Origin of the sequence: Vibrio nitrifigilis (genome assembly GCF_015686695.1) — a bacterium.
Classification (GTDB): Bacteria; Pseudomonadota; Gammaproteobacteria; order Enterobacterales; family Vibrionaceae; genus Vibrio; species Vibrio nitrifigilis.
In genome coordinates this window covers 525,383-550,811 of record NZ_JADPMR010000004.1, presented here as the reverse complement: position 1 = coordinate 550,811, position 25,429 = coordinate 525,383, and the positions used below count along the sequence as shown (strand labels likewise).

The 25,429-nt window shown below is 42.2% G+C and carries 24 protein-coding genes and 1 riboswitch; of the genes, 10 read left to right on the top strand and 14 right to left on the bottom strand.

Annotated elements, in window-relative coordinates; genetic code table 11:
- Positions 1-26 precede the first annotated feature (26 nt).
- The 6 genes from I1A42_RS18725 to I1A42_RS18700 form a co-directional block, all read right to left on the bottom strand.
- Positions 27-1,922 carry an Lnb N-terminal periplasmic domain-containing protein gene (locus I1A42_RS18725; RefSeq protein ID WP_196124392.1) on the bottom strand — a complete coding sequence of 632 codons (1,896 nt, stop codon included), beginning with the start codon at positions 1,920-1,922 and terminating at the stop codon, positions 27-29.
- Between the two features lie 89 nt (positions 1,923-2,011).
- On the bottom strand, positions 2,012-2,497 hold the full coding sequence (locus tag I1A42_RS18720) for a DUF3015 family protein (RefSeq protein WP_161157825.1): 486 nt from the start codon (positions 2,495-2,497) through the stop codon (positions 2,012-2,014).
- A gap of 202 nt (positions 2,498-2,699) precedes the next feature.
- A complete protein-coding gene (locus I1A42_RS18715; protein ID WP_196124390.1) occupies positions 2,700-3,737 on the bottom strand; it encodes a DUF2235 domain-containing protein in 1,038 nt (345 codons plus the stop codon).
- 171 nt (positions 3,738-3,908) lie between these two features.
- The gene (locus I1A42_RS18710) at positions 3,909-4,382 is read right to left on the bottom strand and encodes a hypothetical protein (protein WP_196124388.1); all 474 of its coding nucleotides are present in this window, start codon (positions 4,380-4,382) and stop codon (positions 3,909-3,911) included.
- The gene (locus I1A42_RS18705) at positions 4,382-5,215 is read right to left on the bottom strand and encodes a DUF3100 domain-containing protein (RefSeq protein ID WP_196124386.1); all 834 of its coding nucleotides are present in this window, start codon (positions 5,213-5,215) and stop codon (positions 4,382-4,384) included. Before I1A42_RS18705 ends, I1A42_RS18710 begins: the two co-directional genes overlap by 1 nt.
- Positions 5,216-5,278: 63 nt before the next feature.
- A complete protein-coding gene (locus tag I1A42_RS18700; protein ID WP_196124385.1) occupies positions 5,279-6,595 on the bottom strand; it encodes an amidohydrolase in 1,317 nt (438 codons plus the stop codon).
- Between the two features lie 254 nt (positions 6,596-6,849).
- A riboswitch (Fluoride riboswitch) is annotated at positions 6,850-6,955 on the top strand.
- Positions 6,956-7,343: 388 nt separating this feature from the next.
- On the opposite strand from I1A42_RS18700, the gene eno reads away from it, so the two are divergent.
- Complete coding sequence (eno, locus tag I1A42_RS18695; protein WP_196124382.1) at positions 7,344-8,630, top strand: phosphopyruvate hydratase; 1,287 nt, start codon at positions 7,344-7,346, stop codon at positions 8,628-8,630.
- Between the two features lie 80 nt (positions 8,631-8,710).
- Here the strand turns inward: eno and I1A42_RS18690 are convergent, their stop codons facing one another.
- The 3 genes from I1A42_RS18690 to I1A42_RS18680 are packed head-to-tail and all read right to left on the bottom strand — an operon-like array spanning position 8,711 to position 11,695.
- The gene (locus tag I1A42_RS18690) at positions 8,711-9,820 is read right to left on the bottom strand and encodes an ABC transporter permease (RefSeq protein ID WP_161157829.1); all 1,110 of its coding nucleotides are present in this window, start codon (positions 9,818-9,820) and stop codon (positions 8,711-8,713) included.
- Entirely contained in the window at positions 9,817-10,746 is a 930-nt protein-coding gene (locus tag I1A42_RS18685; protein ID WP_196124380.1) for an ABC transporter ATP-binding protein, read from the bottom strand. The genes I1A42_RS18690 and I1A42_RS18685 overlap by 4 nt, the downstream gene beginning before the upstream one ends.
- Positions 10,739-11,695: an HlyD family secretion protein gene (locus tag I1A42_RS18680; protein ID WP_196124378.1), complete on the bottom strand. Its 957-nt coding sequence runs from the start codon at positions 11,693-11,695 to the stop codon at positions 10,739-10,741. Before I1A42_RS18680 ends, I1A42_RS18685 begins: the two co-directional genes overlap by 8 nt.
- A gap of 141 nt (positions 11,696-11,836) precedes the next feature.
- Between I1A42_RS18680 and I1A42_RS25055 the strand changes: the two genes are divergently transcribed.
- The 4 genes from I1A42_RS25055 (at position 11,837) to I1A42_RS18660 (ending at position 15,968) form a co-directional block, all read left to right on the top strand.
- Positions 11,837-12,493 carry a TetR/AcrR family transcriptional regulator gene (locus tag I1A42_RS25055; protein WP_196124376.1) on the top strand — a complete coding sequence of 219 codons (657 nt, stop codon included), beginning with the start codon at positions 11,837-11,839 and terminating at the stop codon, positions 12,491-12,493.
- A 311-nt stretch (positions 12,494-12,804) separates the two neighbouring features.
- The gene (locus I1A42_RS18670; protein WP_196124374.1) at positions 12,805-14,769 is read left to right on the top strand and encodes a methyl-accepting chemotaxis protein; all 1,965 of its coding nucleotides are present in this window, start codon (positions 12,805-12,807) and stop codon (positions 14,767-14,769) included.
- Positions 14,770-15,006: 237 nt separating this feature from the next.
- Entirely contained in the window at positions 15,007-15,354 is a 348-nt protein-coding gene (locus tag I1A42_RS18665) for a DOPA 4,5-dioxygenase family protein (protein ID WP_196124372.1), read from the top strand.
- A gap of 224 nt (positions 15,355-15,578) precedes the next feature.
- Positions 15,579-15,968: a type 1 glutamine amidotransferase family protein gene (locus tag I1A42_RS18660; protein WP_196124370.1), complete on the top strand. Its 390-nt coding sequence runs from the start codon at positions 15,579-15,581 to the stop codon at positions 15,966-15,968.
- A gap of 80 nt (positions 15,969-16,048) precedes the next feature.
- Here the strand turns inward: I1A42_RS18660 and I1A42_RS18655 are convergent, their stop codons facing one another.
- Positions 16,049-18,163, bottom strand: a complete 2,115-nt coding sequence (locus I1A42_RS18655) for a TonB-dependent siderophore receptor (RefSeq protein ID WP_196124368.1) — start codon at positions 18,161-18,163, stop codon at positions 16,049-16,051.
- A gap of 498 nt (positions 18,164-18,661) precedes the next feature.
- Here I1A42_RS18655 and I1A42_RS24840 point away from each other — a divergent pair, with 498 nt between their 5' ends.
- On the top strand, positions 18,662-19,216 hold the full coding sequence (locus I1A42_RS24840; protein ID WP_329604842.1) for a helix-turn-helix transcriptional regulator: 555 nt from the start codon (positions 18,662-18,664) through the stop codon (positions 19,214-19,216).
- A 60-nt stretch (positions 19,217-19,276) separates the two neighbouring features.
- Here the strand turns inward: I1A42_RS24840 and I1A42_RS18645 are convergent, their stop codons facing one another.
- Positions 19,277-20,161, bottom strand: coding sequence for an MBL fold metallo-hydrolase (locus I1A42_RS18645; protein ID WP_202436464.1), 885 nt, complete (start codon positions 20,159-20,161; stop codon positions 19,277-19,279).
- Positions 20,162-20,342: 181 nt separating this feature from the next.
- Here I1A42_RS18645 and I1A42_RS18640 point away from each other — a divergent pair, with 181 nt between their 5' ends.
- From I1A42_RS18640 to I1A42_RS18625, 4 genes are all read left to right on the top strand, one after another.
- Positions 20,343-20,723 carry a LysR substrate-binding domain-containing protein gene (locus I1A42_RS18640; protein WP_196124366.1) on the top strand — a complete coding sequence of 127 codons (381 nt, stop codon included), beginning with the start codon at positions 20,343-20,345 and terminating at the stop codon, positions 20,721-20,723.
- A gap of 192 nt (positions 20,724-20,915) precedes the next feature.
- Positions 20,916-21,677, top strand: coding sequence for a basic amino acid ABC transporter substrate-binding protein (locus tag I1A42_RS18635; protein ID WP_196124364.1), 762 nt, complete (start codon positions 20,916-20,918; stop codon positions 21,675-21,677).
- A 71-nt stretch (positions 21,678-21,748) separates the two neighbouring features.
- Positions 21,749-22,513 carry an amino acid ABC transporter permease gene (locus I1A42_RS18630; protein ID WP_196124362.1) on the top strand — a complete coding sequence of 255 codons (765 nt, stop codon included), beginning with the start codon at positions 21,749-21,751 and terminating at the stop codon, positions 22,511-22,513.
- Positions 22,500-23,222 carry an amino acid ABC transporter ATP-binding protein gene (locus I1A42_RS18625; protein WP_196124360.1) on the top strand — a complete coding sequence of 241 codons (723 nt, stop codon included), beginning with the start codon at positions 22,500-22,502 and terminating at the stop codon, positions 23,220-23,222. Before I1A42_RS18630 ends, I1A42_RS18625 begins: the two co-directional genes overlap by 14 nt.
- 175 nt (positions 23,223-23,397) lie before the next feature.
- Here I1A42_RS18625 and I1A42_RS18620 read toward each other — a convergent pair whose 3' ends face one another.
- The 3 genes from I1A42_RS18620 to I1A42_RS18610 all read right to left on the bottom strand — a co-directional run bounded on the left by I1A42_RS18620 (position 23,398) and on the right by I1A42_RS18610 (position 25,419).
- Positions 23,398-23,814 (bottom strand): GNAT family N-acetyltransferase, encoded by a 417-nt coding sequence (locus tag I1A42_RS18620; protein WP_196124359.1) that lies wholly within the window; start codon positions 23,812-23,814, stop codon positions 23,398-23,400.
- Positions 23,815-24,476: 662 nt separating this feature from the next.
- Positions 24,477-24,653 (bottom strand): hypothetical protein, encoded by a 177-nt coding sequence (locus tag I1A42_RS18615; RefSeq protein WP_196124358.1) that lies wholly within the window; start codon positions 24,651-24,653, stop codon positions 24,477-24,479.
- 85 nt (positions 24,654-24,738) lie between these two features.
- Positions 24,739-25,419 carry a nuclease-related domain-containing protein gene (locus I1A42_RS18610; RefSeq protein WP_196124357.1) on the bottom strand — a complete coding sequence of 227 codons (681 nt, stop codon included), beginning with the start codon at positions 25,417-25,419 and terminating at the stop codon, positions 24,739-24,741.
- Positions 25,420-25,429 lie beyond the last annotated feature (10 nt).

The window sequence follows — 25,429 nt, the reverse complement described above, 5'->3', positions numbered from 1 at the left end:
GCTTCATCAACGAGCCCAGCTCAAGCTCAATAATAAAAATAAGCAATCATTGCAGCAGTGGCTTGGTGGGTTGTCCAATCTTGGTAGCCCACTTGCATTCTGAGTGCGGTATTCGTTGTTAGGGACCAATTCCACGTTGCCGTAATATCACTGTGATCATTGGCGTTACCACCGATAAGTGCCAACCACTCGCCTTCAATACCAAAACGATGCTCATCGTTAAAAGAATAGAGCAATCCAGCACGAGCTCCCACACCAGGCACCCAAACATTATCGGTTAAAGGCCCTTGGTTTAATTCTCCACTGAGCAAACCATAGACATGCAGCTTTTCTGCTCTTCCCCAAGCTCTCCCCATACCACCATTCAATAACCAGCGATGTTTATCTGTACCATCCGGTCGATCAACACCTAACTTAATATTCCATGCCGTACTTTCAAAGACGCGATTACTCGGTGCTAAAGCCATTGAATCAACGATATACCAGTGATCGATTTGTGATTGACCCGCGTCGTCAACACTGACCTTAAGATCGCCAAAGCTAATTTGTGCGCCTGGGATAAACCCTTTTTGTGCATCATATAAATCATGATATGACGGTCGCCACTCCAGTGAAGTACTGTGGGATTTACCTTGGTATAAATTACGTGCTATACCAAGGCGTGCTGAGCCATGCCCTTGATCTGGTGAGGTATCAGGCTTGATGACAGGTGGATATGGTGATGGCGCATCGATTTTGCTTCTTGCTATTAAAATGCCCGTTAAACGTCGTGCAGTAGATTGACGCTCTAAGCCTTCGTCATACAACTCAAAATTAAGCCATTCATAAGCGAGCTCGAGAATTGCAGCTTGTTGGCTCGGCGTAAATGCATCTTTATCTGGGTAGAGACCATGCTCTTTCAATGCTTTGGCGGCGCGATAAACCCTTTCGTCGACTAAATCTGATTCATGTAACAAGCGTGTACCAAAAGCAGCTCGATAATCTGGACGCTGGGTTAATCCCGCCGAAACCAACGCTTTTACGGTGTCAGAAGGCGTCGCGGAATAAGTGAATTCACTCACTAAATCAAGATCATGATTCGCCAATTGCAACAGTGCGAGTAATTGATAAGAACAGTTTTCGTCAAGAAAATAGTAATCAAATTCAGCTTGCTCTAACTCCCATAAGTGCAACAAGATTCGATCAACTTCAACCGAAGAAAAGTTAAGCGGATACTCCCAAATATCACGGGATTCAATATCGTTATATTCGCGCACTTTTTTGTAATAAGGCATCACTGTAAATCGGCCTGGGTAGGATCCGATTAACCCTTTTAAGGCATAAAGCGCGGCGTTATCGTCGGTTTGCGGTTGCGCGGCAAAGTTCACTGCGTACGCAACTAACTCACTATTTTTGTTCTGATGTTTCGCATCAATACGCAATAAGGTATGACCAAACATTGACGATGGGTTATTCATAAACGCTGTTGGGAACACCAACGTTAACTTGTCTGGTGAAATGGCCTTTTGCCACTTATTTAATTCTGAGCAATCTAATGTTGGAATAGCACGACCCTGTTGCTCTTCTAGCCACGTATAGCGCGCTGGGAATAAACAGCGGTAACGCTGCTTGTCTTTATTCTGATACAGAGCATGATAGGTTGCTTCAAGCTCCTTTTTAGGGTCAGTTTTCCCCTGTTGATCAAGAAAAAAAGTCGCAGAATCAACGGTACTGACATATCGAGAATTCATTCCCGGCAGCGAAATAGCAGGTAAGTAATGACCGAGTTTAAGCCAATAGGCATCTTCACTTAACGTTTGGATGTCAATTGGCTGACCTTGTTTTACAACGGATGTCTGAACAGTAGCAGCCAGAGAATAAGCAGCAGGAATCGCCGTAGCCAACAATCCGCAAATAGAAAATACAACACGCGATAGAGTCATAAGTCAGCAAATAACGTCAATGTGATGGATCGTTTAAAATGAGAAACAGCGCCTCGAAAAGAGGCACTGTATAAGAAGAACGGGAGTACTTAAATTGCGTAAGCTGATAGTTTCTCGTCTTTGGCAATCAGGTGATTTAGATTGTTAAGCACGTCATTAGACGTGACGTTTTCAGAGCTAAATACCGTTGCAAAGTTTTGTTTGGCCATTAAGTTGAAGTTCGCTTTATCTTCATCTTTGATTCCCCAAACTTCAGATAAGTTTGCTAGCGTTTCCCCCTGACCTTTGGCAATATCGCGCGCCAAGTTGTCCATGTTTCCATCAATGAACATAGCCAGTTTTTGTGCGGAATCGATCGTACCTGTTCCATCACAACCTAATGTACCGAAAGTAATACCGAAGGTTTGGTTGCCGGATGTACCATTGGTGGTTGCCCCTAAAATCTTAAAGACTTTGCCAGACTTACCATCAAAAATCATCGTCCCCAAACCACAACCAATATCATCATCAGCCATTGCTAAGTGAGATAAAGGTAAGGTTGCCGCTAACGCTACCACTGCGAATAGTTTTTTCATGAGTTAAATCCTTAACCTGTATTAAAAACCAAAATGTTCAGGTGAAAACGCTATCACCGTCATTTCAGGCTAGGTCAAGAGATTCTATTCGCCAACAAAATAGCGAGTAAACATTGATATCTAAGGAATAGAAACACGATGCCATCAAACTTATGTCAACTCGACTGATAAGATTCTCAATATTGACACATAAGAACATGAATCAATCACTTAAAGGAATCGCATCCCACCCGTTCTGATTCACCCAAGTTTCCAACTGAGGCGGTCGATAATTTGCGTCCATTTCGTAGCGAAGCTTAACGCTAGAATGAATAAACGTTGGTCTGTCGGGGACATTTAATCGTCGATGCAATGGCCGTTTAAAACGGTACAAACTGGCTCGTGATTCATGTAATTGGCCATGTTCTCCTTCCGTTAACGAATCCCACAAATGAGGTTCAAAGTCTAAACCCGCTTTTTGCGCTTCGGTTAGCATCCAGCGTAGTGAAATATCAGCAACGCTGTAACCAGAATCATGGTCTGGGGCATAAGAACCGCCAACATCACCATGAACACCGGCAAACCAAATTTGTTTAAGATCGACCCCTTCACGGGGAAGCCATAGCGTGGGTTCAAAATCTTCGCGTTGCTCATCTATCGATAATGCATGGCGTGCTATACGAACATTTGGCCCCATTTTTGTATCGTAAAATTCATCTTTACCATCAAATAGTCCGAGCATACCAAAAGGAATACCCAATGCGCCTACCGTATCCCAGACACCAACGAAATGAACCGTATTCTCTTGATGTGCAAGCTCTCGTTTAAATGTTAAGGCCGTCGCACCTTGAGGGTGGCAACTCGGAGAATAATCTTTATAAATATGCCACGCTTTTGAAATCATATTGGCGTGCTCTCGGCGTAAAATACCGCAATTATGAATTAACCCCGCAAGCGCTCGCATGCTGTAAGCGCCACGACTGAAACCAAACAGATAAATTTTATCTCCAGGTTCGTAGTTATGAACAATGTACCGGTACCCATCGAGAATGTTTTTGTGGATCCCATGTCCGGTGATGCCTGCACTCCATTTATCGTGATAAGCACCTAAGCCCCAATCATAAAAGACATGTTGACGGGTTTGCTGCCCCAAAGGAGAGACACCACGAGCAAGCTTGAGCACATTAGAGGGAAAGTCTTTGCTGATATCATCTTCAGGGCGATTCCAAGTTCCATCAGAACACACTACGATATTGGCCATTATTATACTCCTGCTTCACTGAAGAAATACAACCTAGACAGCGGCAGTGTAAAAGAGACGATAAACCAATAAATAGCGAGTTCAACTCGACGCGAGTCACCTCAAAAAACGGATCAATATCGACACACTTCCCATGAATAAACAAGAAATGTGTCGCAACTATTCACTAACTTAAACCACACCCGTCACACGTAACACCAATTCGGCTACAAGGGCAGAACCTAGGTAAGTCCCTGAAAAAACGAAGAAGCTCAATATAATGCCTCGCCAACCCACCCTTTTAAATTGCTTCCAGTCTTTACCAACAGAAATTCCTGCAAATGTTAACGCAACCGTAGCAGTTGAAATAAAGGGGACACGATTAGACAGTTCTACCAATTCATCTGCATGAGGTAAAAAATCTGGAATTGAAATTAAAACACCGAGTAACGCAACCCATCCAACTGCTGGGAAAGGGATAGGTAGTACTTCTGCTAAAAATATGCCTAATAAAGAAATAATCAAATACAAAATAAGAGGTGGAAGTTGCTCGACAGGTGAACTGCCATACCCGACCCAGATTCCGACAGCCATTACGATAATCGTCGCAGACAAAATCCATAATGAGTCAACTAATGTGTGTATAACCGATTTACTCTGAGTCATTACTTTACCCTCGTCGCTTGGCTAACAGCCGGCTTGTTCTCACCATAAGGAGATAACCGCTTATACATCCAATTGGTAAAAGGTAATAAAATAAATATCGCCATATACAATCCAGTTGCACTGGTTAATACTTGACTCGCGCCTGCATAAGCGATGATTTTGTCTGCTTCTTGAGGAAAAACATTCGCTAAAGATCCGCTTGCTGCGGCCATTAAGCTACCACTCCCAACACCACTTGCTAAAGCCCATGATTCAACGTGAATCCCGGGTATTTTCACGAACACAGGGACCATTAACCCATAAAATAACGTCCCAAATACAGTACCAACTATGTATACGGTCATCACCCCACGACCTTCAGCAGAATTAATTCCATATCGTTCAGCGATTAAAGAGACATTCGCTTCTCGACCGATAGAATGAGTCATACCAATAAGTTCTCTTTTAAAGCCAAGTAATAAGCCTATTGGTAACGCCAAAAGAATGGTTCCCATATTGCCAAACTCTTGTAACACAATGGCTAAGCCCATATTTTTAAGCTCGGGTAACGCAGGACCAATACTCATACCTAACTTTGCGACTAAAGGTAAAATGGCTACAAAAACAATTTTTTGTGCCTTTTCACTTTGTTCGATAGAAAGCAATTTCGCAAAGAAAGCCACGCTTCCAAGAACCATGGCATACAACATAGGGAAAAGTGTTAAAGATAACCAACCGCCAAATTTTACAGGAATAATGCCAATCCATTCAGAAATAACAACGACGATAAGGGCGGTGCTCATTAACCGCCAATCTGTTAATACCTGCTTTATTGAATATTCTGTGTCTTTCATTGAGAAGTCCTCCTGACTTACAGATTTTGAACAAATCTTTCTTCCTTGATGAATACAAAATAATTAATATGTGCGCACAAGCTTAAGGTACATCCCCCCATAAATTGCTGCCGCATTGACCATCACCCGTTCATCAACATCCAGTGCGTTACTATGCAAACCGCCTTCCACTGGAGTACCGTGAATGACGTAAACCGACTGACCGCCTTGAGATTGAACGTAATCAGCAAGTAACGTGAAGTCTTCTGATGCATTAACTGCATGCTCATCAACAACCTCATGAATCAAAGAGAGTTCATGCCCAACTTCAGCCGCCAACGCTTCCATCTCTGGTGAATTCTTACCTGCTAGTGATTCGACCACCAGCTCAGTATCCAACCCCAACTCATAAAGATCAGCACTGGCTTGCATGATGGATTCAACCCGTTGGTTTAGATAATTGAACACTTCGTCAGTGGAAGCTCTGATCTCAACCCATAGCTCAGCTAGTGGTGCAATAATATTCCAACTGTCTCCGCCATCAATTTTGCCTACATTCACTCGCCCAGTACCCGCACTGTGGGGCGCAATTGCATGCAAATTAAGCGTGGCATTCGCGGCACCAAGTAACGCATTTTTACCTAAATGAGGTTGTCCCGTAGAGTGCGCCGCTTGACCAATAAAGCGAAATTTCCAGCGTTTAACGGCTAAAATGTTGGTTGATTTAGGAGAGAACGACCCCGCTTGAGGCATATTAGAGGCGACATGTCCGCCCATTAAATAATCCACGCCATCAAGCACACCTTTAGGAATCATCGTCCGGGCCCCAGATAACCCTTCTTCATCGGGCTGAAAAATGAATTTTATCGTGCCTTTAATTTGCTCACGATGTTGAGCAAAATAATGGGCTAACATTAACCCGGTACAGGTATTGATATCGTGGGCACACATGTGGGCAAATCCCGGATGGCATGACACATATTCTTCTTGTACCGCTTTACGGGAAGGGTCAGTACTTTCGGTAATTCGCAAGCAGTCAATATCAAAGCGATACGCCACCGAGGGCCCCGGTTCATTGCCAGTAATCACTCCGACCACGCCGGTTAGGCCGCCTTTAGCAGGGGCTAGATATTTGATGTTAGCTCCGTAATCTAAAGCCGCTTGGTATTCTTGTTCAAGCACCTCTTTCGGTGGAACAAAAAGACGATGACTGCCATCAATAATGTCAGCCCCTTGAAATATCTCGTATCCCCAGTTGGCCAGCTTCTCGGCTACGGTAGCAGTTGAATAAAATTCTAACCAGCCAGGTTGTGGATGGCGGTGTAAATCTCGACGCCACTGCTGCGCAGATTCAAATTGCTCAAGCAGTTCCTTTTCCAAAAGTTGTAAAAGTTCAGACATTTATCTTCCTATTATTGATGGCTACTTTGCTCACTTACCACCCTATAGGAAAACAAAAATAATAATTTGGGTCAGATCATGATTCTGACACCTAATTGATAATAAATATCATTACTAACTTCACTAATATCACTAATTTTTGTGATCTCCGAAGGTAATTTTCGTTATTTATCGGAGTATGCTGCAAAGCAGAAACAGAATTTAGGTCATATCAGGAATTGATTGTGACGTTATAAAAACGTCATGACGCCGTAATGACGCAAGGTGATGGCGTACCACCTTACCCCAACCGCTGTAATAAGAACGTTGATAAACACTGTGTTTATTAACGTTTATACAGCTAATGACGCCTGATTTGACGGACTTTCTGAGTTACGAGGATCAGGCGAGTACTATCTCTCAACTATGCCCTCATCCCCGCGGCTCTTGTATTAACAGGAGACCCATGTGGATTATTTTCAGTTGCCATTGACTGCCTTCAAATACTACCGCCTACATCGATATTTTTGGCGTTGGATATCTGCTGGCAAGTGCTGCCTGTGCCCATATCACTCTCTTGTTAACCTCTTTTCATTGAACCATCACCGCTCGATATTCAAGGCGATTATTCATGCCTTACACCGAGCAATGATGACTTTCCCGCACTGTTTTATTCCTGACGATAAGCCACACCCATATAAGACAAATGGTGAACTACTGTCTCTGACTCAGTGCGCGATAACATTAAACAATATTTGGAGACAACCTCATGAGAAATACTATCAATGATATTAAAGCGCGCGAAATTCTCGACTCACGTGGTAACCCAACCGTCGAAGTCGAAATCTATGCTGATTCAGGCTTATCGGCTCGTGCCGCCGTTCCGTCTGGTGCTAGCACAGGTTCTCGCGAAGCCATTGAATTGAGAGACAATGATAAAGCCCGTTACCACGGTAAAGGGGTACTAAAAGCTCGTAACTATGTAAACAATGAAATAAAAGCGGCATTACTAGGAAAAGACTTTACCAATCAAGCGGAAATTGACCAAACCATGCTTGACCTTGATGGCACTGAAAACAAAAGCAAACTCGGAGCAAACGCCATTTTAGGGGTTTCTTTAGCCAGTGCACGTTTAGGCGCACTCGCAACGCAACAACCTTTATATCGATATTTAGGTGGTACGAATGGCAACTTACTCCCTGTTCCTTGTATGAATATTATGAATGGTGGTGTCCACGCTCGTGGTCAAGGGGCTGATTTTCAAGAATTTATGATCGCTCCTTTTGGAGCAAGCACATTTACCGATGCCGTACGTTGGGGCAGTGAAATTTATCAATCGCTGAAAGATATCTTGCTCAAAGCAGGCATTAGTACTGGTATTGGTGATGAAGGCGGTTTTGCTCCTACCGTCGAAACCAATCGCCAGCCTTTACAATGGATCGTGCAAGCCATTGAAAAAGCGGGCTATCGCCCAGGCGAAGATGTCGCTATTTGTATGGACCCCGCTTCAAGCGAATTTTATCGAGATGGTAAATATCATTTACGTACTGAAGGTAGCCAACTGACTTCGCAAGAAATGACCCATTACTACGAACAACTGCTGCATCAATTTCCAATTGCGTTACTTGAAGATGGGTTAGCTGAAGATGATTGGCAAGGCTGGCATTATCTGAACGAAAAGTTAGGTCATAAAATTGAGTTAGTCGGTGACGATTTATTTGTCACCAATGTGAAATACATTGAACGGGGCATCAAAGAAAATGTGGCTAATGCTGCCCTAATTAAACTCAACCAAATCGGTAGCTTAACTGAAACCTTTAATGCCGTTCACTTATGCCATGAAAATCGCTGGGGAACCTTTATTTCTCACCGCAGCGGTGAAACGGTTGACAGTTTTATTGCGGATATGACGGTCGCCATGCGTGCTGGCCATTTAAAAACTGGCGCGCCATGTCGTGGTGAACGTGTGGAAAAATACAACCAACTAATGCGTATTGAAGATGCACTAGGTAACGCTGCGCAATATGCCGGGAAAAAAGCCTTTAATCATGCCTAAGGCAAAATGACTGATTAACCCCTATCACACTGTAGATAAAGGAGCCCTACTCTATTAGGGCTCCTTTTCATGAAATATCATTAATCTAATGACTTTTTAAATCGTTTTGCAGCAACAAACACGCCCAATATGGCAAAGCAACCAAGCCACAAGCTGTCTTTCCATAAATCGGCCAAATCAGCGCTACGCAAAACAATACCGCGGATCAGGCGCATAAAATGGGAAGCTGGCAAAGCTTCTGCTACCCATTGGGCAGCGACGGGCATCGCTTCATAAGGCGTTAGGAACCCAGACAATAGAATCGAAGGCAGTAATACAAATAACGTCATCTGCATTGCTTGTAACTGAGTCATTGCAACGGTGGAAATGAGAAGCCCTAAGGCCAGGCTTGCTGAAATAAAGAGCAGAGCGCCAAGCATAATTTGGCTAATTTCCCCATTGATTGGCACTTTAAATATAAAGTGACCTAAGGTGAGGATAATCACCACCTGTATCAAACCAACAAAAATGTAGGGAATAATTTTGGCGATCATCAGCTCTAACGAACTCACGGGTGTAGTTATCAGTAGTTCTAAGTTACCTTGTTCACGCTCTCTTACCACTGCAACACTGGTAAACAGAACCATAGTCATACTTAAAATGACCGCTAATAACCCAGGAACAATATTTACAGCCGAGCTTCTTGCAGGGTTATAAAATAGCGCCACTTTAAAGGTACTCGCAGCGCTGTTCTGAACTTGCTGATTAGCCGTTTCATCGAACAAGGTGAAGGGTAAATTTTGTAACCCCATAATCGCAGAGCTGATCGTACTATCCGATCCATCAACCATCCATTGCCCTAAAGTACGGTTTTGTTCCATACGTTGGTTAACATCTTTAGGAATCACTAATGCTGCGCGAACTTCCCCCGATTGAATCGCATACTGGGCCTGTTTCGGCGTCTGATATATATGAGTAAAATCGGCAACTTGTGACGCTTCTACCGCTGATTTTAACATGCGACTTGTATGGGTGTGGCTCATATCAACCAATCCTGCGGGTATGTTTCGCACATCCATATTAATGGCGTAACCAAACAGAGTCAGCTGGACAAGAGGAATCACCACAATCATGGCAAACGTGATACGGTCACGATAAAGTTGGCGTACCTCTTTAATAATGATAGCCCACATCCGGGTTAAAGCACTCATTGCCGTCCCTCCCCTGTGACTGAAACAAAGACGTCTTCTAAGGTTGGCCTTGCTATGGTGAGCTCAGCATTTTGCAAAGATGGGAATTGAGACTTTATCCAACCAATAGGATCGGAAACATGTTGATATACCAACACCCGAAGGCGCACACCTAACTGGGCAGCCGAGCGTACATGAGACCCATGCTGCAGGAGCTTTTGTTTCAATAAGCGCAAATCATCGGCTTTAATTTCAACAATATTAACTCCCATTTGATCCATGAGCTTTTCCGGCTCACCATCTGCGCGCATTTTGCCCGATTCCATGATGGCGAGACGATGGCAACGTTCTGCTTCATCCATGTAGTGAGTTGTGACCAAAATGGTGGTACCCGCTTCAGAAAGATCAAATAACCGTTCCCAAAAATCACGACGGTTTTCCGGGTCCACTGCTGAGGTCGGCTCATCAAGAAACAGTAACTCTGGGTCATTCATCGTGGCACATGCTAGCGACAAACGCTGTTTCTGTCCGCCACTCATACCAAAGGCTTTCTGATTACGTAAATTATCCAAGCCATACGTGTGCATTTGTTCTTCACAACGCGCTTTTAACGCCTTTTTGTTCATACCAAAAATGGTGCCCATAAACTGCAAGTTTTCCTGTACGGTTAGATCGTTATACAGTGAAAATTTTTGCGTCATGTAACCGATTTTTAAGCGCAATTTGTCCGCATCTTTTGGCACTTGATAGCCAAGTACCTCAACCTTGCCTTCTGTCGGATGTAGCAGCCCAGTGAGTGTTCTGATTGTGGTCGATTTTCCACACCCATTGGGTCCCAAAAATCCGTAAATACTGCCTTTGGGTACTGATAACGAAATATCATCAATAGCGGTAAAATCACCAAAGCGCTTCACAATATGTTCTGCTTTTATGGCTAACTCAGTCATGGGCTTTATCCAAATCTACCTGAACTGGAATACCTGCTGGCAAAGATGCACTAGAATCAGGCAAACTTATTTTGGTGAGATAGACCAAACGCGAACGGTCGCTCGCACTCATACTTTTATAACTGGTAAACGCCGGCTCTTTCGACATCCAATGAATCGTGCCCGTCACCGCCTTATCTGCGCCATCAATATGCACCGTTACTTGGCTGCCAATAGGATAACTCGCAACAAACGGTTCTGGCATATACACGCGTGCGTATGGCGTTGCCCCTGCTTCGATAATCGCTAATACTGCATTGGTTGCGACTCGTTCGCCTTGATTGTATGGCAATGAATCAAGCACGCCATCGCGTGTGGCCTTTATTGTCAACTCTTCCAAGCGATGTTGTTGTAATTTCAATTCGGCCGTTGCAGCCGATAATTTTGCTTTGGCGACTTCAATATCTTCCGTTCTATAACCTGAAGATAATTTCTTCAAATTTTGTACCGCTGCCGTATAGGAAGCGCGGGCTTCATCTCGATCCGCTTGAGCATTATCTTTTTCCGACTGAGAACTCAACTTCCGAGCCACAAGCGCGGCAATACGCTGATAATGCTTTTCTGCGTTTTCCATATGGACTTTGGCGTTGTCCACATCCGCTTTGGCTGACTCTACATCTTCGATGCGTTCACCATTGAGTAATTTATTTAAGCTTACCTGAGCTTGCAGTTGTTCTGCTTTTGCTTTTTCAACCACGGCTTGTTGGCTAATTGGTGATAACTGAACCAGCACATCACCTTGATGTATTGGCTGCCCTTCCTTAACAGGAATGGATTGAATAACCTCGCTTGCTGTTGCAGTCAGCGATACACGATCGCGCTCCAATGTTCCCAATGCTTGCGGTTTCTCTTGAGGTGAGCAGCCCGCCAATATCAACGTCAATAAGGCACAAATAAAACCATTACGCATAGTCTGATTCTCGTCGGTCAAGTCCGGTTTTAGTAGAGAACAACCAGATGAGATGACCTTAATTTTGTTTAGTTTAAATTGAATTTAAATTTAAACTAATTTATCTTATAACAAAAATCAAGCAATCTAAGTGACAGTATTATGACCAAACGCAAAACATCGACGCGTGTCGATGGCGAGATCACACGCCAACGCATATTAGAAGCGGCTGGGCGGCTTTTTGCCGAAAATGGCTTCGCAGAAACCACCAGCAAATCTATTGCGACAGAAGCCGGTGTCGATCTAGCATCTATTAACTATCACTTTGGTAGTCGTAATGGTCTTTACCAAAAAGTGCTTGCCGAAGCGCACAGCAGCATTATTGATATCGACAAATTACATGATATTTTGCAGCGGCATACAGAGCCTAAAACACAACTAAAAAGTTTCATTGCACTGCTTTGTGATTCAGCTGGGCATGGTAAAGGCTGGCAGGCGCAAACGTTGGCACGAGAGATCCTCGCCCCGACATCAAATTTATCGATTTTATTTTCTGAAGAATTAGAACCCAAGATTATGTTGATTAAGCAGTTAATCAGCAAAATCACCAACATTCCTGTCGCCTCGCCAGAAGTTTCAGTGTGCTTAATCAATATTATGGCACCATGTATTGTGATGATTTTAGGAGGAACATCCATCCCAGGCCCTCTACACGAAGCCTCTCAGCTACCGCAAACTGAGATTATCAATCACTTTTATCGTTTCGCAATAGCTGGGCTAGACGCGACGGCTGAACACTACCAAAAAACTCATGCCTGAATAACGATATTCAATCAACCTCAAGATTCTCTTTTACCGCGAATGTTTTCGCTCTGATGCGACACACTGATTTGAAGATAGGTTTATTCTATATACATAGTCAGTTACTCCGCATAGGAGCGAAGGCATACACAGCAACATTATTAATAATTCTATCGATTAGAATTAACAAAAAATGATGCTGTTGTTAAAAAGTTTTGCAAAATGTATCAATTTGTTATGCAACCGGTTCTTCTCACTCCTATATTTATCCTCATACGAACGGTAACACCGCTCATTTTATAGCAACAAAGAAATTCTTGAGGGCTCCAATGAACTTCAACAATATTTCTATGGGCAAAAAGGCACTCTTTGCCCCAGCTTTATTAATCCTTATTTTGATTGGCATTACCTTAACCAGCAGCCAGTTGCTAAAAGGCTTATCCGAAGATATGTCTCGTATTTCATTCGAGCTTGCTCCAGACACTCAACTTGCAGCAAATATGACAGATAAGTTGTTTCGATTACGTTTGGCGATGAAAAACTATATCCAAACAGGACAAAAACAATACGTTGAAACCTTCAATCAAGGTGCTGACAGCCTAATTAATCAATTAATGCCGACAGCTAAAAAAGAAATTCTCGCCCCTCAAGCACAAACGTTGATCGCCCAACTGGTAAAAAACCAAACAGAATATCGTGATACATTTACTAACGAAGTCGTCACGAATATGAACGAAAGAAACCGACTGGTCACAAAAACACTCAACGTGATCGGTCCTAAAATCGAATTACTCCTAACCAATATTATGCATGCCGCAAAAGAAGATCAGCATTTGGATGCGACCTATTATGCGGGGTTAGCGAGTAGCTCTTTATTACGCGGGCGACTCTATGTGTTTAAATTTCTCGTTGATAACGAGGACTCAGAAGTCAACCGCTTCAACAGTGAGTTCTTACAATCCCAACAACAAATCACCGGTCTCATTAAAACATTAACCAATCCCTATCAACTTTCGTGGGCCAAAGAAGCACAAACATTACTGAGCCAATATATCGCCGTCGCTAAGCAGGTCACAGACCATATATATGCGCGTAATAAAGGGGTAAAACATCTTGATACCATTGGGCCACAAATTGCTAATGATATTAGCAGCCTGCGTGATGTTATATCTGCAGAGATGAAAAACGCTGCCGACAAAGCAGAATCGGACACTCAAGTGTCCATCGAGCTGCTATTAACCGTCTCGGTGATTGCCATCTTACTCGGAGGTATCGCTTCTATTATTATTTCCCGAAAAAATGTCTCAAGAGTTAAAGCAACCAACCAAGCATTAGAAGACATCGCGAAAGGAGACGGAGATCTAACACTGCGTATTCCCGTCTTAGGGCATGATGAATTAGGCATGTTAGCCACTAACTACAATCTCTTTGCCGATAAAATGAAGAAAACCATTGAGACGCTGATTTCTGTGTCTCACGAGACACTAACCGCCTCTAAAGAGCTGTCTGAACGCGCTATCATCACCCAGAAAGAAGCCACCGAACAACAAGCTCAAGCAGAAATGGCCGCATCAGCGATGACACAAATGTCGGTAAGTGCACAAGAGATTAGCAGTAACTCTAATGAAGCAGAAAATTTGGTGCAATCCACCGTAAATGCTTCCGATCAAGGAAACTCGGTCGTACTAAATGCGAGTGAATCTATGCATGTGCTTGCCCAAAAAATCAATGAAGCGAGTCATACTGTCGAAACGCTCAAAGAAGACAGTGACAAAATTGGTTCAGTGTTGAATGTGATTGTAGGCATTGCGGAACAAACTAATTTACTAGCTCTAAATGCTGCGATTGAAGCAGCGCGAGCTGGAGAACAAGGCCGAGGTTTCGCCGTCGTCGCCGATGAAGTCCGCTCACTCGCCTCACGCACTCAAGATTCAACCGAAGAAATTAAAGAGATTATTGATACACTCCAAAAACGCTCAGAGCTTGCTAACCGCGCCATGGTTGAAAGCCGTAATAGTTCAGATGAAACCGCTGATCGAGTCGCATCGGCTAGTGAAGCGCTACGCTCTATCGATGATTACATGGCTCACGTCCACAGTGCGTTTAGCCAAATATCTGAGGCAGCAAACCAGCAAGCCATTGCATCAAATGACGTCAGTCAAAGCGTGATTACCATGTCTGATATTTCTACCAGAACGCTAGAAGACTCAGTGGCAACCGCAGATTCCGCAACTCGGCTTAATACATTAGGAAATAAAATGGAGCAATTATTAGGGCAATTTAAAGTAGCGTAGCTAACATCGCGGTTCACTGATAAAAAAAAGCCTTAACAAATGCTGTTAAGGCCCTATAGATCGGAAATACAGAATAAAATGGACTTCTATCTTGCTAAAAAATAAATAAAATTTCTTCTATTTATCGATAACGCTACGGAATGTATCTGAAGAAAAAGTCGAAACGCATTGGTGTGTTTCACTTTTTTCTGATGTTTGTGCCATAATCCACTCCATCATTTTTAAATAAGCAAGACCATGCCGACTTTCCCAGCTAATAACTACGCTCATTATCACGCCCATATTTACTTCGATGCGACCACACTAGCTCAAGCGACTGAGTTATGTACAGCAGCCGGAAAAGAGTTCGATCTAAAAGTAGGCCGAGTGCATCAAAAGAAGGTGGGACCTCACCCACATTGGAGCTGTCAACTCGCCTTTAATCACTCCATTTATGACTCGCTTATGCCGTGGCTTGAAAGTAAACGAGATGGACTTACCGTATTAGTGCATGGCCTAACAGATAGCGAGTTGAAAGATCATACTGAGCACCTATTCTGGTTAGGCGAAAGTAAGGTGTTGGATTTGTCCGTGTTTAAAAAGTAAAACATTCAGCAGACTCATCCCCCACCTGGGTTTATTAGTTAACAGTGCAAAGTGTCTCTCATCTCACACTGTTCTTTATTTTTCAGGCTATGATTTAGCCGAATAGAAGTCATAACCAATCCATCTTAGTAATTAAGGTCCGTTGCTTTTCATCGAGAAAATCAATTCACCCTATATACGACTTTTTGATGTGATACTCACTCATATTAAACAAGGAGTAATCTATGAACCCATGGTTTGCGTCTAACTTTAACTTCCCATTAAGCGGCAGTGTGAACCAAGATCTTTCACCGGAATATTTTTTCAACTCCATAAAAAAAGAAAATGGTAACGGTGATATTGAAAAAGCCATCTTCAATAGCGGTGCTTCATACGGACGCCAAATAGGCATAATTAGTGATGTACTTTCTGAGATCATCGCTCAAATACAATTACCAGATTCGACCGAGGTGCAGAAATTTAAGCAACTACAAGAGAATATAAATAAAATCAAAGAGATAAAACACGACGGGCTCGAACAACATGCTGAAAGCATTTTAGATAAGCTAAAAGAAAACGACCCAAAAACATTAAACAAACTGTTAAAAAAATATCAATCTCAAGCTGTTGAATAAAGAACTAAACGCCGCGATTAACTCGCGGCGTTTTATTTATCGAACAATGCTACTATCCAGCAGAATAGAGAAACCGTTACTTAAAACATATAGTTCATAGACAGAGTGCCACTCAGTGGCTCGCCATAATGAACTTCGTTATCTGAATCCAGATAGTTATAGTATTTTTTATCAAACAGGTTATTGACGGTAAGATTTACCACCACATTATCACTCACTTGATACTTCGCCATCATATCCACCAGGCTGTAAGCGGATTGGCTCACATCACCGGCATACGTTTTATCTTGCCAACGTAGTGATACGCCCATCGTCAATTGAGGTAACCACTGCATAAACTGGTAGCTACTCATCAGTTTCAACTGCTTGCGAGCAAAATCCGTATTGACTGCTTCGCCATCTTTGTCTTCTGCTTTAAACTGCGTATAGCCTAAATTCACGTTAAGACCTTCTAGTGGTTGTCCCGCCAGTTGTACTTCAAAACCTTTACTCGTTACCCCATCAGCGGCAACTTGTGCGGTATTTTGAGAATTCACAATCGTGGCACCCGTTGGATCGTCCTGCGCAAGGTTATCTTCCTCAGTACGGAATAGCGCAAGTGATAGTTGTAATCTATCGTCGAAATAATGGTTCTTCATCCCTACTTCATAAGTATCCCCTTCAACAGGATCTAAGAATTCACCATTGCTTTTTTGCGCATCTTGCGGCTCATAAATGGTTGCATAACTTGCATAGAGACGCGTGTTTTCATTCCAATCATAGAGCGCACCGGCATAAGGCATAAAAATCCCATTATCAGAGTGCGTTGCATCAACCTCGTAACTTTGACCTTCTCGTTTCCAGTTCGCAACACGTCCACCGAGAATAAACTTGAAGTCATCGCGAATGTTTAAACGTGTTGAAGCAAATATCCCCTGTTGTTCGGTTTTTAATTCTTCTGCTAGATAAGCACTAGACGACCATGTTGGCTCACTATAATGATTATTCCAACTCGAAAAATTGTTTACCGTATCCGAGTAATTATCCGCGTATATCTCATAGGATCTGACTTTTTGGCGGGTATAGGTTAAACCAACCGTAAAATCATGCGCACGTCCTAATACAAGATATTGACCAGTCAGCTGAGTACTGATGCTGTTCTGCTCACTGTTACTATGATCTTTTTCAGGATAGGCTGAAATGGAATCATCGCTTGCATCTAATGTACTCAAATAAAGGAGCTCATCCTTTTTGTTATATTTGGCATAACTGTAATTGGTCTTCCATTGCCAACCATTACTTAACGTATGTTCAAAATCGACAAAAGCGCCCTTGTTTTCTGTATTCCAATAGCTCCAATCTGCGGCGGTGGTTTTTGAACGAGCAAAGTGAGTCTCAGTACCATTTGAATAGGCACCCGGCAACCCACCCCATGACGCCCCGTCGATATCATCGCTCTGGTAATTGCCGCCGATGCGTAATAACGTGTCGCTGTTAATGTCCTTTTCTATTACCCCATAAAGTACTTTGCGTTTTGAGCTGTAAAGATCAACGTAAGAATTTTTCTCACTGTATTTAGTAACAATACGTCCACGCAGCGAACCATCTTCATTTAATGAGTTTTGCACATCAGCCGTCACGGCATGATGATCCCAACTGCCTAAGCTTGCTTCCACGTTACCTTTTAACGTGTCACTATCGGCATGTTTACGCACCAAGTTAATGGAAGCAGATGGATCACCGACTCCAGTGGTTAATCCCGTTGCGCCACGAACGACCTCGACTCGATCATAAATGGACATATCCGCCAACGCTTCACCCGAACTATTGCCCACATCTCCCCATGTATAAGGCGTGCCATCAATCTGAATGTTATTAATATCAAAACCGCGAGATTGGTATTCAGTACGAACATCATCATCATGCTTAGCCGAAATACCAATCACGCTGTCCAACACATCATTAATCGAATCCATGTTCCAATCTTGCATGGTATAAGTATCAACCACGCTGACAGATTGTGGCGTTTCTTCCGGTGACAAAGCCATGCCCGTTCCGCCTGAAACCGGTGCAGATTGAGTATCACTGCCCACCACGGTAATCGTCTCTGTAGATGTATTTTTTGTTTGTATGCCTGTATCTTGAGCCCATACAGAAAGTACCGGTGAAGCAATCATAACACCAAGGGTAAGGCGTCTAATTGACAAGATTTTCATTCTGATTGTCCTATAATTTTGCTAATTCTTTATTTTTAATATCGACAGGAAGAGCAAGTAGAGCTTGGATTGTTACCAGCCGTGTTATAAGTAGCAACACGGCTTACAATCACGTTAAACTCATGGTTCAGAAATGATGTAACGAACTAGAAGATAGATAAAATGGGTTCATTGAACATTGATATTGGTTATTCAACACCACCGCAAAAACATGTAGATGCATATCGTTCTCATTTTCATTTCTAAACAAGTGCAATGTACATGATTAGTTCATGATACTATTATCGGTATATTGACATTTAATACGGATATTCGGCCATCATTATCGATATCGAGTCATTTAAACTGACAGAAACCTACGAAACCCCTTGGCATGAACACCAATGGGGGCAATTATATTGGTTAGAAAACGGCATTATCAATGTAGAAACGGGAAAAGCCCAGTGGTCTGTGACTCCCGGTTCAGTTGGGTGGACACCCAAGGATTGCAATCATAAAGTGAAAATTTTCACTGCAGTCCAAGTGCACGTGCTAAACCTTGATTATTCCTCAGCTCAAGGTTTCCCAGCAGAGCCGGGCGTGTATTGCATGAATGGTTTTCTTGATACCCTGTTGCAACGCGCAATCGAATGCGGTAATTCAAGCTATCCAGACAGCTACATATCGCACCTAGTCGCTCTGTTAGCGTTCGAAGTTGCTAGATTACAAGAGCTCCCGTTAGGGCTCCCCCTTCCCATCGATCGCCGCGCAAGAAATATTGCAGATGAATTGCTAAAGTCGCCATCTAGCCATTTATCCCAAGAGCAACTGGCAAGTCATTGGGGGGTGAGCGTACGTACGCTCAGCCGTATTTTCATTAAGCAAACCGGCTTAACGTTCAGCCAATGGCGTCAACAATCAAAAATTATTACCTCGCTTGCTCTTATCGAAAAAGGGCTGAGTATTAACGAAGTCGCAGCGCAAAGCGGCTACACCAATGTCAGTGCGTATATAGAAGCGTTTCGCCAACGCTTTGGTGAAACACCCGGTAAATTTCAAGCGAAGATGATTTAGAGCCGTGAGAGGAAGTTGCGAGCTAGTCGATACCACTAGCTCAAACCTGCCTAAAATGACTTACTGATGAATATCAGGTCGGAAATTAAAGTAGGACTGGTCGATTAAAGTACGGTAAACGCCTGCAATATTTTCTGGTAACCACTGTTTGTACATCTTGAGGTTGGAATATTCAGGCAACGTTATTTCTTTTTGTAAGGTTTTGAGATCCTTCCCCGCCAACATGCCGTCGCGGACTTTGGCATAAAGCGCTTTAAGATACCCTAGATAATGTTCCACATCTTTTCTATCACCCGCCTCTGCATGGCCCCCGACTAACAGATCAAATTTGGGGCCATTGAGTAACGCCTCGGTTGAATCTATCATTCCCTGAATATCGTAACCTTGTAGATCTTTATAAGGCATCCGCCCAAGCACGACCCAATCGACAACAAACATGACATTTGCCGGCATAAAATGCATACTCACGTTGCCACGACCGTTATTAACCCCATAATATTTCAACTCAACATCACTATCGCCAAGTTTGATATGTAGATGATCCCCAAAAGTGACATCAGGCAACCGTGTTGGTAATTGTGTGAACTTCATATCTTCTGCAGCTAATTCCTGCCCTACGACAATGGTATCAGCATCGGCGAGCTTATCTCCACCAAGAGAATGATCGACATGATTATGGCTGTATATCATGTAACGAATGGGTAAATGATAGCGCTTTTTGAGCTCTTGTTTTAACCAAGATGCAGCACTGGGATTAATCGGATCAGTCACCAAAATACCCTGTTTAGTCACCATAAACACTGAGCGATAATGTCCAGCAGTAAAACGATAGACATTACCTTTCATCTGTTCAATGGTATAACGAGATTGTCCTTCCGCTGCAACAGAAGGGAAAGCCATCATTGCACTAATACATGCCACTATTAATACCTGAATAAAACGCATAAACCCATCCTTCTCCAATGAAACCAAACCGCTTAACCAGCCGTTACCATTACTCTTAGATAAAGTAATGTACTGAAATATGTAGAGTTCAGTGATACAGATTTTTAATTTGTATCGAAAGTTAGGTATAACAGAGAGGGTGTAGGTTGCCTATTTCAACGCAGGAGTTAAGTCACTAACTATGAGGTACAATCCAAAACTTTTATGCAAATTGATGCAAACTAAAGGCCATAAAATCAAGCATAATTGTATTAGCTTTTCTCAATGGCGTTCCAATAAGTATTGGACATTAAAAAACGCTAATGAAACCCACCAGCTAGAAATCACGCCAACACTACTATGTAATACTGGCGAATCAATACGGCAAGCCGCATTAAGCGGTGCGGGGATTGTGCTTAATTCTGAAGTGATGCTCGATAGAGATATTCAAACTGGCCGCCTAATTCAGATCTTGCCTAATTTCACGATTGCCTCTCATACCATGCACATTCTACGCTGCCAAACGACGCCCGTTCCTCCCGTCATTGACATGTTTATCAAACATGTTTTAAAAGCAGTCTAAGTAGAAAAAAGTCTGAATGAAGGTTCTAGGGGTTCTCCTTCACTCGTTTTAATGGTGTGTATCCTGCTTATTTTATTCTAAGGCGCTGTTATGCTCTTGAAAAATAACGGGATACCTGTCGAATACAGATTGATTATTAATGCAATAAAATGATACTTTTATTCACATCTACTCTTAAAAGGATTTATAACAATGAAAAAATTATTAGGTCTTCTATGCATTGCTGTTGGCATGGCGCCTTATTTCGTTAATGCAGAGACATATGTTGTAGGTGCGGGAGGTACTTATCGCCCATTTGAATACGAGACACCAAGTAAAGAACTGAAAGGTTTTGATATAGACATCATCAAAGCAATTGCGAAGAAAGAGCATTTCGATATCAAACTCGTTAATACCCCTTGGGAAGGCATCTTTGCCACTTTAAATTCAGGTGACCGCGATATTCTTGTTTCTGGTATCACGATTACCGATAAACGCAAACGAATCGTCGATTTTTCAAACCCATACTTCCCTGCAGAACAAGCGATTGTTGTACCTAAATCATCAAAAGTACATGCCCTTTCCGAGCTAAAAAATGAGAACGTCGGCGTGGTTAACTCAAGTACTGCCGATGTCATTGCTTCTAAAGTATTAGGCATTAACAGCACAGCTATCAAACGTTTTGATAATACACCTCTCATGTTACAAGAGTTGTATGAAGAAGGATTAAGTTCTGCCATTGGCGATGTAGGTGTCGTGAAATACTACATCAAAACTCACCCAGAAAAAGACTTTAAGCTAGTCTACGATGAGCATTTCAAACCTCAATATTTTGGTATTGCTGTAGCAAAAGGCAACGATAAACTTCTTGGCAAAATCAACACTGGTTTGAAAGACATTATTGCAGATGGAACTTATGCGAAAATCTACCAAACTTGGTTTGATACTGACGTTCCGACTCTTCCTGCTCAATAATTTCACTTTTTATATTTATACCGAAAGCGAGTATCTATGCTCGCTTTTTTAGCTGTACGTCAGGAAATACTATGAACGGATTCCATTGGGATATCATACAAGAATATTGGCCACTCTTTATGAGTGGAGCCCAAACCACTTTAGAATGCACGATTATTTGCGTTATCACCGGGACGTTATGGGGTCTCATCCTAGGCTTAGGCCGACTTGCGGAAGCACCGCACGGGCCATGGAAATACATCCTACATTACGGCATTCAATGGCCAGTTCGCATTTATATCAGTGCTTTTCGTGGCACACCGTTATTTGTCCAAATTATGGTTGTTCACTTTGCCTTAATTCCCCTATTAACTAACCCACGAGACGGGCTTTTTGTCGTTCATGGCATAATGAGTTCAGATTTTGCTCGTGAGTTACGCTCGAACTACGGCGCATTTTTTTCCTGTATTGTCGCCATTACACTGAATTCAGGCGCCTATGTATCAGAGATTTTTAGAGCCGGCATCCAATCCATTGATAACGGCCAAATGGAAGCGTCTCGCTCATTAGGCATGAGTTACCTTCGCTCTATGTACAGAGTTATTTTACCGCAAGCTTTTCAACGCATGTTGCCACCACTAGGCAATAACGCGATTGCCATCGTAAAAGACTCGTCACTTGCCTCAGCAATCGGTCTGGCCGATCTTGCGTATGCCGCTCGCACAGCTTCAGGCGCTTACGCTAGTTACTGGGAACCTTACTTAACCATCAGCGTAATTTACTGGGTATTTACCTTTTTACTATCGCTCTTTGTACAACATCTAGAACAAAGGAGTAGTCAAAGTGATCAACGTTAAGAATCTGAGTAAAGCCTTTGGCTCGCATACCGTCTTAGATAATGTTACTTGTGAGATCAACGAACAAGAAGTTGTCTGTGTTATTGGGCCTTCCGGTTCAGGTAAAAGCACGTTTCTTCGTTGCTTAAATGCCTTAGAAGATTTTCAAGGAGGGAAGGTTTGGATAAATAACCACGCTTTGCATGAACGCCAAACAAATTTAAATGCCATGCGCACTCATGTAGGAATGGTTTTTCAGAAGTTTAACCTATTTCCACATATGACCGTTTTGGACAACCTAACGATGGCTCCAGTCGATGTACTGAAGCAAGACAAAAAGGAAGCCCAAGAAAAAGCGCTTAAGTTGTTAGACAAAGTAGGCTTAAAAGACAAAGCCAATGCATGGCCCACTACCTTATCGGGTGGCCAACAACAACGCGTCGCCATCGCCCGAGCATTAGCAATGGATCCTTCTGTTATTCTGTTCGACGAACCTACATCGGCGCTCGACCCAGAATTAGTGGGTGAAGTTTTAGAAGTAATGAAACAACTGGCTAATGAAGGTATGACCATGGTGATCGTAACTCACGAAATGGCTTTTGCTCGTGAAGTCGCGGACCGGATTATTTTTATCGATAAAGGTCAGTTTCAAGAAGTGGGAACACCAGAACAAATTTTCACATCACCGACAAACCCTCGCACCGCAGAATTTTTAAGTAAGGTACTATAAAAACACCACAATAACGGTCGCTGTAATATTGGTGTTCATTAAGAATAATTCTAATTTTGACTAAGATATAAAACATAAAAATCCGGTATGGATAAACCATATCGGATTTTTAATTTTGAACAAACATCATGACATGGTTCACTAACGTAAGTGGCCTTATAGCTGAAGTCAGCCGTTATAAACTAGTGTTCTCCATCGTTATACAATAATCACCAAAACCAACTGTATGCCAAAATTCTAAGCCTCTGTGATTATTGATTAACACGTCTAGTCGCAGTTTTTGACCAGACCAAAATTGATCCCGAGATAAATAGAATGCTTTTTTCCCATTTCCTTTACCACGGAAATCTGGGGTGATAAAAAACTGACGAATATAAATGAAGCCTTCATCTTGCCGCCATAATGTATACCCCACAATTTCATCAAGCTCGCTAAACAAGGCAGCAAAATAACCAGATGAAAGCCAAGAACTCATCCGTTTCTCCAATTCGTCAACTGACATTGGATTTCTATGACCTTCATCTTTAATTAATTGATGGTTTAGCTTTGCTAATATAGCAATATCTGATACTGTTACTCGATGTATATCCATTCACTTTCCTTTGCGCTCATATAAGGTCTCCCTAGAATTTAACGAGGACACGTACCCTAATATGATGCTAAACTCGGCACTATATGAATTCGTGGGTAAATTAATTGTTATATTTAAATAACTGTTCCTAAATATAGATCATTGGATTTTAGAAAAAAGGGCACTCGGTACCGGTTGAGCTATTTGAACAGTCGAGAAAAATACAAATCCGCTACCGAGTTCTTACGATTCTAAAACTGCCTGAACGTGCAGAGCGACGCTGATTTAGCAATGATAGACTCTGTGTACAAACAGGTAACGATATTTACACGAAGAATAGTTTAAATGTAGGAAAAATAAAATATGTTTTATTTAATGTCCATTTTATTATTAATAATAATGAAAATATCATCCCTCACCATCTCTAATAAAAACTCATCGATAAAATGGACATTTATTTTAATTGAAATGTTAGTTGTAGCTCAGTATCTTACTATCGCCAAGACAGGAACAGCATTGTGGTTTTTAAGTAGTTTCTTAACTTTTAACTATAACGATAATGATTACATCACGATTTTTTGCTCGGTATTTTGGATCGTTATTGTTTTAATTTGCACTCCCAAAGATAAATGTAAATAGGATCTATTTATAAATATTTAACAGTGTGTGTCCCAGTTAATTTATTAACGATTAAAATCGTCTGCGCTTGTCAAAAGGCTGGGTTGCCGAGCAAAATCCTTAATACCACAGTTATCAAGTGCGTCTTTTAGGACTTTAACGGTAGTAAAACCACGTTGTGATGCTCTTGCTCCCGCCCAAACTGCGAAATTATGGCAGTATTCGAATTCTTCATCATTCATGATCTGAACTCCTGTAAACTAACGCTTTGTGATCGAAGCCGAACCATCAATCATACGTAAACTGGCTATCATCCTTTTCATCATATTACTTATCTGAATCCGCAGATGAACATGGCTCAACATTCTCTTTTAAAGCGACCAATTCTCTAACATGACGCCTATGCTTTAGGTTTGTCACTACGCCTTTACGCAGTTTAATTTCATTGATGGTGTCGATAATCTGCTGATATTCCTCTTCAGAGAAAACACGCTCGGTGAACTGTTTGATGTAATTTACGCATCCCCTCGCGTAAGTGACGTTATCTGGCATATTGGTTTTGAATTCACTATCACCGATAAACACGATAACTGAGTACAACTTCGATAAATCAATCCCCAATAATGACTCAAGGGTTTTTACATGCTTATAGTTTTGATGAAGTGGGTTTTGAAACTTAGCAGTGTGGCGATAGATTTTTTGGGTCCATTGTTTTTGGTTCTTTGAACCGAATATCCACCCTTTCATGTTTTTCGTTTCAACGACAAATATACCAAACGTTGAAACAACGATATGGTCAACTTGAGTCGTCCCTTCATCGGTGGGTAAAGTGACATCTTTTATCAATGTGTAGTCTGACGCAGGCAAACGCGACAATAGCCTATTTATAAGAAATTCCCCAAACCTACCTTTAAACCATCGGCTCTTGAATATCGTAACAATCAACAGCATTGGTATGAGGTACCAAATTTGAGCGAAAACACCGGACGCTACTTTAAATAAATCCACGACATCTCCT